Origin of the sequence: Streptomyces sp. NPDC059788 (assembly GCF_042732265.1) — a bacterium.
GTDB lineage: Bacteria > Actinomycetota > Actinomycetes > Streptomycetales > Streptomycetaceae > Streptomyces.
The window spans coordinates 117,742-130,853 of record NZ_JBHWHY010000017.1; the positions used below are offsets into that span (position 1 = coordinate 117,742).

Annotated in this window: 12 protein-coding genes; 8 read left to right on the forward strand and 4 right to left on the reverse strand. The window is 72.1% G+C overall.

What is annotated here, in order from left to right; all coding sequences use genetic code 11:
- Window positions 1-58 precede the first annotated feature (58 nt).
- Window positions 59-2,134, reverse strand: coding sequence for an NPCBM/NEW2 domain-containing protein (locus ACFV57_RS16890; RefSeq protein WP_385231884.1), 2,076 nt, complete (start codon window positions 2,132-2,134; stop codon window positions 59-61).
- A 212-nt stretch (window positions 2,135-2,346) separates the two neighbouring features.
- Between ACFV57_RS16890 and ACFV57_RS16895 the strand changes: the two genes are divergently transcribed.
- From ACFV57_RS16895 to ACFV57_RS16915, 5 genes are all read left to right on the forward strand, one after another.
- Window positions 2,347-3,663 (forward strand): ABC transporter substrate-binding protein, encoded by a 1,317-nt coding sequence (locus ACFV57_RS16895; protein ID WP_385231887.1) that lies wholly within the window; start codon window positions 2,347-2,349, stop codon window positions 3,661-3,663.
- A 46-nt stretch (window positions 3,664-3,709) separates the two neighbouring features.
- Window positions 3,710-4,624, forward strand: a complete 915-nt coding sequence (locus ACFV57_RS16900; RefSeq protein ID WP_385231890.1) for a carbohydrate ABC transporter permease — start codon at window positions 3,710-3,712, stop codon at window positions 4,622-4,624.
- Entirely contained in the window at window positions 4,621-5,550 is a 930-nt protein-coding gene (locus tag ACFV57_RS16905) for a carbohydrate ABC transporter permease (RefSeq protein ID WP_385231892.1), read from the forward strand. Before ACFV57_RS16900 ends, ACFV57_RS16905 begins: the two co-directional genes overlap by 4 nt.
- Before the next feature lie 119 nt (window positions 5,551-5,669).
- The gene (locus ACFV57_RS16910) at window positions 5,670-5,963 is read left to right on the forward strand and encodes a hypothetical protein (protein ID WP_385231895.1); all 294 of its coding nucleotides are present in this window, start codon (window positions 5,670-5,672) and stop codon (window positions 5,961-5,963) included.
- A gap of 73 nt (window positions 5,964-6,036) precedes the next feature.
- Window positions 6,037-7,050 carry an NUDIX domain-containing protein gene (locus tag ACFV57_RS16915; RefSeq protein WP_385231898.1) on the forward strand — a complete coding sequence of 338 codons (1,014 nt, stop codon included), beginning with the start codon at window positions 6,037-6,039 and terminating at the stop codon, window positions 7,048-7,050.
- Between the two features lie 63 nt (window positions 7,051-7,113).
- Here ACFV57_RS16915 and ACFV57_RS16920 read toward each other — a convergent pair whose 3' ends face one another.
- A complete protein-coding gene (locus ACFV57_RS16920) occupies window positions 7,114-8,487 on the reverse strand; it encodes a dipeptidase (protein WP_385231900.1) in 1,374 nt (457 codons plus the stop codon).
- Window positions 8,488-8,677: 190 nt separating this feature from the next.
- Here ACFV57_RS16920 and ACFV57_RS16925 point away from each other — a divergent pair, with 190 nt between their 5' ends.
- Window positions 8,678-9,883 carry a geranylgeranyl reductase family protein gene (locus ACFV57_RS16925; protein WP_385231903.1) on the forward strand — a complete coding sequence of 402 codons (1,206 nt, stop codon included), beginning with the start codon at window positions 8,678-8,680 and terminating at the stop codon, window positions 9,881-9,883.
- Window positions 9,884-10,013: 130 nt separating this feature from the next.
- On the opposite strand, the gene ACFV57_RS16930 is transcribed toward ACFV57_RS16925, so the two are convergent.
- Window positions 10,014-10,469 (reverse strand): nitroreductase/quinone reductase family protein, encoded by a 456-nt coding sequence (locus ACFV57_RS16930; RefSeq protein ID WP_385231906.1) that lies wholly within the window; start codon window positions 10,467-10,469, stop codon window positions 10,014-10,016.
- A 206-nt stretch (window positions 10,470-10,675) separates the two neighbouring features.
- Here ACFV57_RS16930 and ACFV57_RS16935 point away from each other — a divergent pair, with 206 nt between their 5' ends.
- Both ACFV57_RS16935 and ACFV57_RS16940 read left to right on the forward strand, forming a co-directional pair.
- Window positions 10,676-12,154 (forward strand): sensor histidine kinase, encoded by a 1,479-nt coding sequence (locus tag ACFV57_RS16935; protein WP_385231909.1) that lies wholly within the window; start codon window positions 10,676-10,678, stop codon window positions 12,152-12,154.
- Window positions 12,151-12,816 (forward strand): response regulator, encoded by a 666-nt coding sequence (locus ACFV57_RS16940; protein ID WP_385231912.1) that lies wholly within the window; start codon window positions 12,151-12,153, stop codon window positions 12,814-12,816. The genes ACFV57_RS16935 and ACFV57_RS16940 overlap by 4 nt, the downstream gene beginning before the upstream one ends.
- A gap of 43 nt (window positions 12,817-12,859) precedes the next feature.
- Here the strand turns inward: ACFV57_RS16940 and ACFV57_RS16945 are convergent, their stop codons facing one another.
- On the reverse strand, window positions 12,860-13,105 hold the full coding sequence (locus ACFV57_RS16945) for a DUF6332 family protein (protein WP_385231915.1): 246 nt from the start codon (window positions 13,103-13,105) through the stop codon (window positions 12,860-12,862).
- Between the last annotated feature and the right edge of the window lie 7 nt (window positions 13,106-13,112).

The following is a 13,112-nucleotide window of genomic DNA, read 5'->3' on the forward strand; positions in this document are numbered from 1 at the left end:
CGGGGGACCGGGCGGGTCCGGCGGCCTCCCGCCCGGCCGGTGCGCGGCGCTTCGGCTCTCAGCAGGTGAACTTGGCGTCGGCCCAGTCGGCGTGGTCGTAGAAGAAGCCGTCACCGGCGTCCTGGACGACCAGCCGTACGGTGCCCGCCCCGGACACCGCGGCGTCGAGGGCCTTCGCCGGGTCCTTGCCGGTCAGCTTGCCGCTCTCGGCGACCCGCTGCCCGTCGGCCCACACCTCGAAGGTGACCGACCCCTGGTCGCCCGTCTCGTCGTCGACGCCGACCTGTGCGCCGAACGCCGAGCACCGGCCGCCCGTGTAGTACGTGATCTCGCTGTTCGCGTGGGCGCCCAGCCCCTTGGCGTACGGCACGCCGCCGATGCGGATCGGTGTGCCGTCACCGGCCTGGGGGCCGCCCACGCTCGTGTCCTTCTCCACCGGCCCGTACCCGTTGGTGGCGGTGATCCAGGTCAGGTCGCTGGCGTACGAGGTCCCGGCGGGCGGCGGCTGGACGGCGGCGACCGGGAGCGGCAGCGTCTGGGTGACCCGCTGCCCGCGCGGTGAGCGGTAGTCGGTGGTCAGCGTCAGCTCGTGGGTACCGGGTTTCGTCCCCGCCAGCGGTGAGATCTTCCAGGCGGTGGCCAGTTCCCTGCCCGGCGGCAGGGAGTGCGTCCCGGTGGGCGTGAGCGGCTCGACGCGCCAGCCCTGCGGGCCCTTGAGGTCGATCCGTACGTCCAGTGCGGGGGTCCGGCCCAGGTTGCGGGTGAGGGTGGCGACGCGGGCCTCCTTGCCGACCTCTATCGGGGCGACGGGGCCGGTGCCGCTGTCGAGGGCCGGCGGGAGGTGCGGCCACTGGCGGTCGGCGGCGACGCGGTACAGCAGCGTGCCGTGCGCCGGTACGGTCGCGGCGATCTCGCCCGCGGTGTGGGTGTCCTCGCCCTTCCACAAGTCGCGCAGCCGGTAGCCGTTCGCCTTCGGCAGGCCCGCCTCCTCGGCCGTCGTGGAGACGGACTGCGGCTGGTCGGACTCGTTGAACAGCGCCACGGCCCGGTCGCCGTTCGCCAGCGGCTTGCTCAGCACCCAGCGGCCGCCCTCGGACTTCAGGACCTGGGCCTGCTTGCCCAGCGGGTCCTGGTCGAGCGCGACGACCTCGCGGTTGTCGAGGATGTCGAACGTCGCCTGGGAGGCCTTGCGCAGGTCGGTGCCGATCAGCAGCGGCGCGGCCATCATCGACCACAGGGAGAAGTGGCTGCGGTACTCGGTGTCCGTCATGCCGCCGTTGCCGACCTCCAGCATGTCCGGGTCGTTCCAGTGGCCGGGACCGGCGTACGGCGCCAGCGGCGCGTTCGCCTTGAAGATCGAGACCATGCTGTCCCATGCGTCGCTGATGTCACCGGTGGTGCGCCACAGGTGCCCGACGTCCGCCGCCCACTCCCACGGCTTGTTCTCGCCCCACTCGCAGATGCTGTAGACGATGGGGCGGCCCGTCGCCTTCAGGGCGTCGCGCATGGTGATGTAGCGCTTCTTCGCGTCCACTCCCTGGTTGTTGCAGTTGTCGTATTTCAGGTAGTCCACTCCCCAGTCGGCGAACTGCCGGGCGTCGGAGTACTCATGGCCCAGCGCGCCGGGCATCGCCTGTGCACACGTCGTGGTGCCGGCGCTGGTGTAGACGCCGAACTTCAGGCCCTTGGAGTGGATGTAGTCGGCCAGGGCCTTGAGGCCGTTGGGGAAGCGGGCGGTGTCCGGGACCAGTTTGCCGTCGGCGTCGCGGTCCTTCTTGGCCCAGCAGTCGTCGAGGTTCACGTACTCGTAGCCGGCGGCCTTGAGGCCCTTCGAGACGAAGAGGTCGGCGATCGACTTGATCATCGTCTCGTTGAAGTCGGCCCCGCAGCGGGTGGAGTTCCAGTTGTTGAAGCCCATCGGAGGCGTCCTGGCCAGGCCGTCGGGCAGGCGCGGGGCAGGGGAAGCGGGTGTTCCGGCGGCGGGTGCGGTGGCGGGCGGGGCGTCGGCGGTGTCGGCTGTACGGGCCGTGGCGGGCAGGGCCGTCACCCCTGCCGCGCACAGGAACGCCGCGGACAGCGCTCCTACGACTCTTCGCCGGGCGCGGCGGGGGGTGAGGGGGGTGTGCGGGCGCATGATTCGCGTCCTCCGTTCTCGGAGAGTGCAGTGAAGTCATGTACCAGTCAATTGCGAGTGTTTACGGTAAGGCTTGTTGGACTGTGTTGGAAGGCAAAAGGCGGCGGTCCGGGAGCGGCCCGCAAAAAGCCTTGACTGGCCACCCCGTTGGGAGTGAGATCCCAGCACTCGCGTTCGGTTCTGTTCGGTTCCATCGCCGAGAAGGGGGAGACATGGTCCAGTCATCGGGCAACGGTCCGGGCGGGTGCGCGCACCGGGCGGTACGCGGGGTGACCCGGCGGTCCCTGCTGCGGGGCGCGGCGGCCGGCGCGGGGGCGGTCGCGGTGCCGGCGCTGCTCACCGCGTGCGGCGACGGGCCGGGCGACGGCGTCACCCTGGGATCCAACGCCTCCGACGCCGTGCCCAAACGCGCGTACGCCGACGCCTTCGCCGCGTACGAGAAGAAGTCGAAGAAGCCGGTGAAGGTCAACACCGTCAACCACGAGAACTTCCAGGAGAACATCAACCGCTACCTCCAGGGCAGGCCCGACGACGTCTTCACATGGTTCGCCGGCTACCGGATGCAGTACTTCGCGCGAAAGGGCCTGCTCGCCGACATCAGTGATCTCTGGAGGAAGTTCGACGGGTTCTCCGACGCGGTGCGGAAACAGTCCACGGGCGAGGACGGCAAGCAGTACTTCGTGCCGTACTACTACTACCCGTGGGCGGTCTTCCACCGGAAGAGCGTTTTCCGGACGCGGGGTTACGAGATCCCGGAGAACTTCGATCAATACCGCGCGCTCGCCCGGCAGATGCAGAAGGACGGCCTCACCCCATTCGCCTTCGGCGACAAGGAGGGCTGGCCCGCCATGGGCACCTTCGACTACCTCGACATGCGGGCCAACGGTTACGACTTCCACATCGCCCTGATGCGCGGCGAGAAATCCTGGACGAGCCCGCAGGTACGGCAGGTCTTCGATCTGTGGCGGGGCCTGCTGCCGTACCACCAAAAAGGCGCGAACGGCCGGACGTGGCAGGAGGCGGCCCAGTCCCTCCAGCGCAAGCAGAGCGGTATGACGGTGCTCGGACTGCCGCACCCCGGCCAGCAGTTCACCGCCGAGAACCGCGCGGACCTGGACTTCTTCCCCTTCCCCGAGATCGATCCGGCATTCGGGCGGCAAGCGGTCGAGGCGCCGGTGGACGGGTTCCTGATGGCGAGGAAGGCCCGGAACCGGGAGGCGGCCGGGGACCTGCTGGCATTCCTCGCCACACCACAGGCCGAGCTGGCCTATCTGAAGCGGGACCCGAACAACGTCGCGGTGAACAGCGGGGCCGGCACACAGACGTACGACGCCCTGCAGAAGAAGGCCGTCCGGCTGGTGGCCGGCGCACGGCAGATATCGCAGTTCATGGACCGCGACACCCGCCCCGATTTCGCCTCGACCGTACTGATCCAGGCGATCCAGCAGTTCATCGGCGACCCCGACGACATCGACGGCCTGGTGAACGGCATCGAACGGCAGAAGAAGCGGATATTCGCCGCGGACTGACGCCGTGACCACCACGACCCGTACGAGCGACGGGAAACCGCGAACCATGCCCGAGACCGTGGCCCGCCGCGCCGGGCGCCGGGGCCCGCGCCGCCACACCCGGCGCGACCTGGTCGTCCTGTGCCTGCTGCTCGGCCTGCCGATCCTCCTCGACCTCGCCCTGGTCTGGGGCCCCACGCTGGCCTCCGTCGGCCTGTCCTTCACCACCTGGGACGGCGTCGGCGACATCGAATGGGCCGGCCTGGGCAACTACGCGCACCTCTTCTCCGACTACCCGCCGTTCTGGCCGGCGGTCCGCAACAACCTCCTGTGGCTCGCCGCCCTCGGCCTGCTCGCCACGCCGTTCGGCCTGCTGCTCGCCGTCCTCATCGACCGCGGCGTGCGGTTCGGCCGCTTCTACCAGTCCACGCTGTACATGCCGGTGGTGCTCTCGCTCGCCGTCGTCGGCTTCATCGCCCAGCTGATCCTCTCCCGGGACCAGGGCGCCCTGAACGCCCTGCTGGGCAACGCCGACCGGCCGGTGGACTGGCTCGGCGACCCGGACCTCAACATCTGGATGATCCTGCTCGCCGCCTGCTGGCGGCACACCGGATACGTGATGATCCTCTACCTCGCCGGGCTGAAGTCCGTGGACCCGACGCTCAAGGAGGCCGCGGCCATCGACGGGGCCACCGAGCGGCAGGCGTTCTTCCGGGTCGTGCTGCCGGCGCTGCGCCCGGTGAACGTCATCGTCGGCGTCATCACCGTCATCGAGGCCCTGCGCGCCTTCGACATCGTCTACGCCGTCAACAAGGGCCGCAACGGACTGGAACTGCTGTCCGTGCTGGTGACGGACAACATCGTGGGGGAGGCGAGCCGGATCGGCTTCGGGTCGGCCATCGCCGTCGTCCTGCTGCTGGTCTCCCTCGGGTTCATCGTCACCTATCTCGTCCAGGAACTGCGGGGGGAGGAGCGTCGATGACCGTGCCCGCCGTACGGGCTGTGCGACCCCCGGCAGGCCCCGCGGGACCGGCGGGCGGCGCGGGGCGCGCCCGGCGCCGTGGCGGCCGCTGGGGCGTGCACGTCTTTCTGCTCGCCGTCTCGCTGGCCTTCCTCGCACCGCTGCTGCTGGCCGTCTACGCGTCGCTGCGCCCGTACGAGGAGACCGCCAGGGACGGCTATTTCTCCCTGCCGGGCCGGCTGTCCTTCGACTATTACCGTCAGGCGTTCACCGACTCCGGCATGGGCCGGTATTTCCTGAACACGCTGGTGATCGCGGTGCCGGGCGTGCTGATCACGCTCTTCCTGGCGTCCTTCACGGCCTTCGCGGTGGCCCGGCTGCGGCTGCGCGGCTCCATGCTCCTGCTCATGGTCTTCACGGCCGGCAACCTGCTGCCGCAACAGGTCATCGTCACCCCGCTCTACGTGCTCTTCACCAAGGTGCCGCTGCCGTACTGGATGTCCGAATCGCTGACGCTGTACGACTCGCTCTGGGCCGTGCTCGCCGTACAGGTCGCCTTCCAGCTCGGCTTCTGCGTCTTCGTGCTGGCGAATTTCATGCGGACCCTGCCGCCGGAAATCCTGGAGGCCGCGATCGTCGACGGCGCCGGGGTGTGGACGCGCTACCGGCATGTGACACTGCCGCTGTGCAGGCCCGCCCTCGCCGCCCTGGGCACCCTGCAATTCACCTGGATGTACAACGACTTCCTGTGGGGCCTGGTCTTCCTCTCCGACGGGGACAAACTCCCGGTCACCTCGGCCCTGAACAATCTGCGCGGGCAGTTCTTCACCGACTACAACCTGCTGGCGGCGGGCTCCGTCCTCGTCGCCCTGCCCACCATCATCGTCTTCCTGCTCCTGCAACGGCACTTCATCGCGGGCCTGACCCTCGGTGCGAACAAGGGGTGACGGGCGGGGCCGCGCCCCCGTGCGCCCGTGCGCGGGAAATGGCGGTGCGCGCACTCTTGCCGGGCACCGCCGGGGCGGCGACGCTCCGGCTACGTGCCGAGCGGGAAAAGGGGAGCGTCATGACCAATGCTCAGATGTGGGCCCTGATCGTGGGTTTCGCGTCGCCGATGCTCATCTCCGTCATCAACCAGCCGCAATGGAGCCCCGCGGCCAGAACCCTGGTGCAGGTGGTGGTCTCGGTGCTGGTGGGGCTGGGAAGCGCGCTCTTCGCCGGGGACTTCGCCGGAAAGGACGTGGTGACCAGCATCCTGGTCGCCGCCGTGGCCGCGATCAGCGCGTACAAGGGGGTCTTCAAACCTTCCGGGATCGCGCCGAAGGTGGAAAAGGCCACGTCTGCGGCAGCGCGCGGATAGCCCCGGTCCCGCAAAAGTTTCCGTGGCAGGGTGTTACGGGCAACTCACTGGGGTCTAGGGACAAGGGGGCAATGTGATCGTCTGGCTGAACGGCGCGTCCGGTGCGGGAAAGTCCGCCGCGGCCCGGCACCTGCTGGACCTGCTTCCCGGAAGCACGCTCTTCGACCCCGAACTGGTCGGCAGCGAGCTGCGGCTGATGCTGCCCGCCGCACGGCTGGAGCGGATCGTCGACTACCAGGACCTGCCGTCCTGGCGCCGGCTCGTCGTGGACACGGCAGCCGCCCTGCTCAACGAGGTGCCGGGGCCGCTCATCACCCCCATGCCGCTGCTGCGCCAGGAGTACCGGGACGAGATATTCGGCGGCCTCGCCTCACGCCGGGTGCCGGTGCGGCACGTTCTGCTGCACGCGGAGGAAACGATCCTCCGCGAGCGCGGCGGGGACCCGGCGGGCGACCCGGCCGCGTGGCGGCGAAGCCTCGCGCACCTGGAGTCGTACGAGGACGCGCTCGGCTGGCTCAAGCAGGACGCGCACGTCATCGACACCGCCCGGCTGACACCCCGGGAGACCGCACAGCGGGTCGCGGAAGCGGTCCGCGCGGGCGCCGGGGCCTGCGACATCGTGCAGACACCGGAGCCCACGGCGGAGACCCTGGCGGCCGGTGTGCTGCTCTTCGACGACGCCGACCGGGTGCTGCTGGTGGACCCGACGTACAAGCCGGGCTGGGAGTTCCCGGGCGGTGTCGTGGAGCCGGGTGAGCCGCCGGCCCGCGCGGGGCTGCGCGAGGTCACCGAGGAACTGGGCATCCGGCTGGAGAGCGCGCCCCGGCTGCTGGTACTGGACTGGGAACCGCCCAAGCCGCCCGGCTTCGGCGGACTGCGCATGCTCTTCGACGGCGGGCGGCTGGCCGGCGAGCAGATACGCGACCTGTTGTTGCCGGGACCCGAGCTGCGGGGCTGGCGGTTCGCCACCGAGGACGAGGCGGCGGACATGCTGCCCCCGGTGCGCTGGAACCGGCTCCGCTGGGCCCTGCGCGCACGCGAACAGGGGCGCCCGCTCAATCTTGAGGCGGGCGTCCCTGTCGGATGAGGCGGCGGCGCCGGCCGGAGGTGGCGGGAGTGCCCCCGGCCGGCGCCGGTGCCGTACGGGCACTCAGCTGCCGGCGGCCTCGTACTGCCGCGCGTACCGCTGGAGGAACAGCGCCTCGGCGAGCGAGAGGCGCTCCAGTTCCTCCGGCGAGACGCTCTCGTTGACCGCGTGGATCTGTGCCTCGGGCTCGCTGAGTCCGATGAGCAGGATCTCGGCCTCCGGGTAGAGCGCGGCCAGGGTGTTGCACAGCGGGATCGAACCGCCCATACCGGACGTCTGCATCTCCGTGCCGTCGTACGCCTCGCGCATCGCCTCCGCCATCGACGCGTACGCCGGGCTGGCGGTGTCCGCACGGAACGGCTGGCCCTGCCCGATCTGCTCGACGGTCACCCGCGCGCCCCACGGGGCGGCCTTCTCCAGGTGGGCGGTGAGCAGCTCGGACGCCTTGACCGCGTCGGTGCCCGGCGGGACGCGCAGGCTCACCAGCGCCCGCGCGCCCGCCTGCACGGAGGGCGTGGCGCCGACCACCGGCGGGCAGTCGATGCCCAGTACGGTCACGGCCGGGCGGGCCCAGATGCGGTCGGCGACCGTACCGCTGCCGGTCAGGCCGACGCCGTCGAGCACCTTGGCGTCCTTGCGGAACTCCTCCTCCGGATACTGCAGGCCCTCCCAGCTCGCGTCCGCCTCCAGCCCGTCGACGGTCGTCGAGCCGTCCTCGGCGCGCAGCGAGTCCAGCACCCGGATCAGCGCCGCCAGCGCGTCCGGCGCCGCCCCGCCGAACTGGCCGGAGTGCAGGTTGCCCGCCAGGGTGTCGACCTGGACGCGGACCAGCGTCATACCGCGCAGCGTCGCCGTCACCGTCGGCAGGCCGACACGGAAGTTGCCGGTGTCGCCGATGACGATGGTGTCGGCGGTCAGCAGCTCGGGGTGGGCCTCGGCGTACTGCTCCAGACCGCCGGTGCCCTGCTCCTCCGAGCCCTCCACGATCACCTTGACGTTGACCGGGACGCCGCCGTGCTCCTTCAGCGCCCGCAGCGCCGTCAGGTGCATGATCAGGCCGCCCTTGCAGTCCGCGGCGCCGCGCCCGTACCAGCGGCCGTCCCGCTCGGTCAGCTCGAACGGCGGCGATATCCAGGCGGCCTCGTCCAGCGGCGGCTGCACGTCGTAGTGCGCGTACAGCAGCACGGTCGGCGCGCCGGCCGGGCCCGGCAGGAAGCCGTACACGGACTGGGTGCCATCAGGAGTGTCCAGGAGCGCCACATCCGTGAAGCCCTCGGACCGCAGCGCGCCCGCCACCCACTCCGCGGCGGCCTCGCATTCGCTCCGGGGGAACTGCGCCGGATCGGCGACCGACTTGAAGGCCACCAGTTCGGCCAGCTCGGTCCTGGCCCGGGACTGCAACGAGGCGACGGTGTGCGCGAGCGGGCTGTCAGGCATGGAACGCTCCTTGTGGGCGCGGCGTTGTACACGTGGGTCACGTGCCGGTCCGTCCGGTTCTACCGCACCGGACCAACCGTACGTACGGGCGATTGTGGGGCCGATCTTCCCACAGGAAGGCCGCCCGGCGGTGCGCCGTAGGATGCGGGCGGTACGCGCAGCAAGGCATCGAACGGGAGCAGAAGCACAGGTGAGCAGCGACAGCGCAGCCGAGGAGAACCAGCAGGTGTGGGACGTCGTGGTGGTGGGCGCGGGGCCCGCCGGAGCCTCGGCCGCCTATGCCGCGGCATGTACGGGACGCCGGGTGCTGCTCCTGGAGAAAGCCGAACTGCCCCGCTACAAGACCTGCGGCGGCGGCATCATCGGACCGTCCCGCGACGCGCTGCCGCCGGGTTTCGACCTGCCGCTGCGCGACCGGGTCCACGCGGTGACGTTCTCCCTGAACGGGAAGCTGGCCCGCACCCGCCGCTCCAAGAACATGCTGTTCGGGCTGATCAACCGCCCCGATTTCGACGCACAGCTGGTCAAGACCGCCCAGGACGCCGGCGCCGAACTGCGCACGGGCGTCACGGTCTCCCGCGTCGAACAGCACGGCTCGGCGGTGCCGGACCGGCGGACCGTCGCCGTGGTCCTCGGCGACGGCGAGGTGGTGCTGGCCCGCTCGGTGGTCGGCGCGGACGGCAGCGCCAGCCGGATAGGCGCCCACGTCGGCGTGAAGATGGACCAGGTCGACCTGGGCCTGGAGGCCGAGATCCCGGTGCCGTCGACGGTCGCCGAGGACTGGGCCGGGCGGGTGCTCGTGGACTGGGGACCGATCCCCGGCAGCTACGGCTGGGTCTTCCCCAAGGGCGACACCCTCACCGTCGGTGTGATCTCGGCCCGCGGCGAGGGCGCCGCGACCAAGCGCTACCTGGACGACTTCATCGGCCGGCTCGGCCTCGCGGGCTTCGAGCCGAGCATCTCCTCCGGGCATCTGACCCGCTGCCGCGCCGACGACTCGCCGCTCTCCCGCGGCCGGGTCCTGGTGTGCGGTGACGCCGCCGGGCTGCTGGAGCCGTGGACCCGCGAGGGCATCTCCTTCGCGCTGCGCTCGGGGCGGCTCGCGGGGGAGTGGGCGGCTCGCGTCTCGGAGGCGCACGACGCGGTGGACGCGCGGCGCCAGGCCCTGAACTACGCCTTCGCGATCAAGGCCGGGCTCGGCGTCGAGATGGGCGTCGGCCGCCGGATGCTCAGCCTCTTCTCCCGCCGCCCCGGCATGATCCACGCGGCGCTGACCGGCTTCCGCCCGGCCTGGCAGGCCTTCGCGAAGATCGTCCGAGGCACGACGACCCTGGCCGAGATCGTCCGGACGCATCCGGTGGCGCGGCGGGCGCTGGGGGCCATGGATCGGCCGTAGCCGTAGCCGTAGCCGTAGCCGTAGCCGTAGCCGGAGTGGGGTGGGAGGCGGGGCGGTGGCCGTTGCCGGAGCCGGGCGGCGGGCTGGTTGGAGCCGGAGCGGCGGGTCGGCGGGGTCCTTCGGGGCCTGCCTAGGGCGTGACGAGTGTGAGCCTGAAGACCGGGTGGGCGGGTGCCGCCGCGAGGAGTTCCGCGTCGGTGGACCCGGCGTTCAGTCCGCCGAAGTACGGCTTCACCTCCCAGCCCCAGCGCTTGAGGTAGGCGCGCAGCAGTTCCGGGGTCCGGGCGGCGGGCAGTTCCTCGGCCGTGAAGCGCCGCCTGCGCCGGCCGACGCGCAGCTCGCCCCCGCCCGCCGCCCGCAGGTTGCGCACCCACGCCGACTCGCCACGGGCGGAGACCAGGTAGTGGCTGCCCCGGTACGTCAGCGGGTTGACCGGTACGTGCCGCCACTCGCCGCTGGTGCGTCCGCGCACCGCCAGGTCCGCCGCCCCGGCGAAGCTGACACCGCGGCGGGCGAGCCCGCCGACCAGACTGTTGAGACGGGCGGTGAGACGACCTGGTTTGTCGTGGGCAGGGGTGGCTGTCATCGGGCGGCCTCCGTGGTCGGCGGCGGAAGCACGGCTTCCGCCTCAGGGGCTTGCTCCGGTTCGGGGCACTCGTCCCGGTGTGCGGGCGGTGCCCGGTATCGAGCAGTGTGGGCGATGCCGCGCCCGCCCGCTACTCCCCTCGGAGTACACCTGGTCACCACGCCGGGCCGACGCCCCCGTACGGTGCCCCGGTCTAGCGTGGCGGCATGGACAACGGACGGCCGCCGTGGGCGCGGTCCTGCCACGGCCCGCGCCGGGACGGGAAGCGTTCGGACGGCGCGCGTCGGGATGGGGCGCGGCCGGGCGGCCGGTGGCCGGGCGGCCCGCGTCGGGCCGGGGTGCGTCCGGACGGCCGGTTGCCGGGTGGTCCGCCTCGGTACGGGTGGCGGCCGGACGGCCTGCGCCCCGGCCGGTGGCGGCCGGCGTACGGCGATCGCGGCCCCGCCGGGCGGCCCGGTGGCCGGCTGCCCTGGGTCTCGACGCTCTGGTTCACCGTGTTCGTGCTGGTCGGGACGCGGTTCGCCGGGCGGCACCAGCACGGCCGCGCCGACCTCGACCCGCTCGCGTACGCGCTGCTGATCGCGGGCGCGGCCCTGCTCCTCCTGCGCCACCGCTGTCCGCGCACCGTCGCCCTCGGCACCGCGCTCGCGTCCGCCGCCTACCTCGCCGCCGGATATCCGTACGGCCCGGTCCTGCTCGTCATCGCCTTCGGCTGCTTCGCGGGCATCGTCGCCGGGCAGCGCACGGCCGCCTGGGCCGCCGTCGGCCTGGTCTGGGCGAGCCATCTGCTGGTCGGCCACTGGCTCTACCGCTGGCTGCCGCCGCCGGGCGACACCCCCGCGCCCTGGGGAGAGCAGCTGTTCGTCACGGTCCTGGTCGTGGCGGTCGTGGCGGTCTCCGAGCTGGCGCGGGTACGCCGTGAGCAGGTCGTACGGGCGCGGGCCGAACGGCTGGCCGCCGAGCGGCGGCGGGCCGACGAGGAACGGCTGCGGATCGCCCGCGAACTGCACGACGTCCTCGCGCACAGCATCTCCGTCATCAACGTCCAGGCGGGCGTCGGCCTCGCCCTGCTGGACGACGATCCCGAGCAGGCGCGCACCGCTCTGACCACCATCAAGGCCGCCAGCAAGGAGGCGCTGGGCGAGGTCCGGCAGGTCCTGGACACGCTGCGGACGCCCGGCGACGCCCCGCGCGCCCCGGCGCCGGGCCTGGACCGGCTGCCCGAACTGTGCGAACAGGCCGAGGGGGCCGGGCTCACGGTGCGGGTCACCGAGCAGGGCTCCCGAACCGGGCTCGCACCGGGCGCCGATCTCGCCGCCTTCCGGATCGTCCAGGAGGCGCTGACCAACATCGTCCGGCACTCCGGGGCCCGGACCGCCCGGGTCCGGCTCGGCCGCCGCGGCGACACGCTGGAGATCACGGTCGACGACGACGGGCCCGCGACCGCCGCCGGGCGCGCCGGGGACTTCTCCGGGGGCGGCAACGGCCTGGTCGGGATGCGGGAGCGGGCCGCGGCGCTCGGCGGCACCGTCGAGGCGGGGCCGCGCCCGGACGGCGGGTTCCGGGTGCGCGCCCGCCTCCCGCTGCGCCCCGCGACACCCGCCGCGCCCCCGGAGCCGGGGCGGCCCGGCGCCGCACACGCTACGGATACGGTGAGGGCACAGGCCAACGAGGAGGAGTCGTGATCCGGGTACTGCTCGCCGACGACCAGCTGCTGGTCCGTGCCGGATTCCGGGCCCTGCTGGACGCCCAGCCCGATATCGAGGTCGTCGGTGAGGCGGCGGACGGCGAGGAGGCGCTGATCGCCCTTCGCGACCTGCGGCCCGACACCGTCCTGATGGATATCCGGATGCCGGTGCTGGACGGGCTCGCCGCCACCCGCCAGATCACCGAGGACCCCCGGCTGTCGGCCGTGAAGGTCGTCATGCTCACCACCTTCGAGCTGGACGAATACGTCTTCGAGGCGATCCGCTGCGGCGCCTCGGGCTTTCTGGTCAAGGACACCGAACCGGAGGAACTCCTGCGGGCCGTACGCGCCGTGGTCGAGGGCGACGCGCTGCTCTCGCCCGGGGTCACCCGCCGGCTGATCGCCGAGTTCGCCGCCCGCTCCAAGGAACCGGCCGCGGACGGCACACTGGCCGCGCTCACCGAGCGGGAGCGGGAGGTGATGGCGCTCGTCGGCATCGGGATGTCGAACGAGGAGATCGCCCGCCGTCTGGTCGTCAGCCCGCTGACCGCCAAGACCCACGTCAGCCGCACCATGGTCAAGCTCGGCGCGCGGGACCGGGCCCAACTGGTCGTGCTCGCGTACGAGACGGGGCTCGTGCGCCCGGGGTGGCTCGGGTAGCGGCCCGCCGGAGGCACGCTTCCCGCCCGGTGCCCTGCCCGCCCTATGCGGAGCGCCGCCCGGCGAAGCGGCGCAGGACGCGCACCACCCGCCAGACGAACGCGACTCCCGCGGCGCTCCCGGCCGCCGCCAGCAGGACCCCTGTCCAGGTCCGGCCCGGGTCCACGAACAGCAGGGGGCTCACGACGACGCCGAAAGCGAGAGCGGCCACGAACACGCCGGTCAGCAGGGCGAAGCCGATCTCGACGGTCATCGCGTCGCGGTCGGCCTGGGAGCGGGTCGGAGACATGGTGACA

Bases quoted from the DNA above. Each gene is read 5' to 3' on its own strand.
- ACFV57_RS16895 (WP_385231887.1), top strand. From the start codon at position 2,347: ATGGTCCAGTCATCGGGCAACGGTCCGGGCGGGTGCGCGCACCGGGCG.
- ACFV57_RS16900 (WP_385231890.1), top strand. From the start codon at position 3,710: ATGCCCGAGACCGTGGCCCGCCGCGCCGGGCGCCGGGGCCCGCGCCGC.
- ACFV57_RS16910 (WP_385231895.1), top strand. From the start codon at position 5,670: ATGACCAATGCTCAGATGTGGGCCCTGATCGTGGGTTTCGCGTCGCCG.
- ACFV57_RS16930 (WP_385231906.1), bottom strand. From the start codon at position 10,469: ATGACAGCCACCCCTGCCCACGACAAACCAGGTCGTCTCACCGCCCGT.
- ACFV57_RS16945 (WP_385231915.1), bottom strand. From the start codon at position 13,105: ATGTCTCCGACCCGCTCCCAGGCCGACCGCGACGCGATGACCGTCGAG.
- ACFV57_RS16905 (WP_385231892.1), top strand. From the start codon at position 4,621: ATGACCGTGCCCGCCGTACGGGCTGTGCGACCCCCGGCAGGCCCCGCG.
- ACFV57_RS16920 (WP_385231900.1), bottom strand. From the start codon at position 8,487: ATGCCTGACAGCCCGCTCGCGCACACCGTCGCCTCGTTGCAGTCCCGG.
- ACFV57_RS16890 (WP_385231884.1), bottom strand. From the start codon at position 2,134: ATGCGCCCGCACACCCCCCTCACCCCCCGCCGCGCCCGGCGAAGAGTC.
- ACFV57_RS16935 (WP_385231909.1), top strand. From the start codon at position 10,676: ATGGACAACGGACGGCCGCCGTGGGCGCGGTCCTGCCACGGCCCGCGC.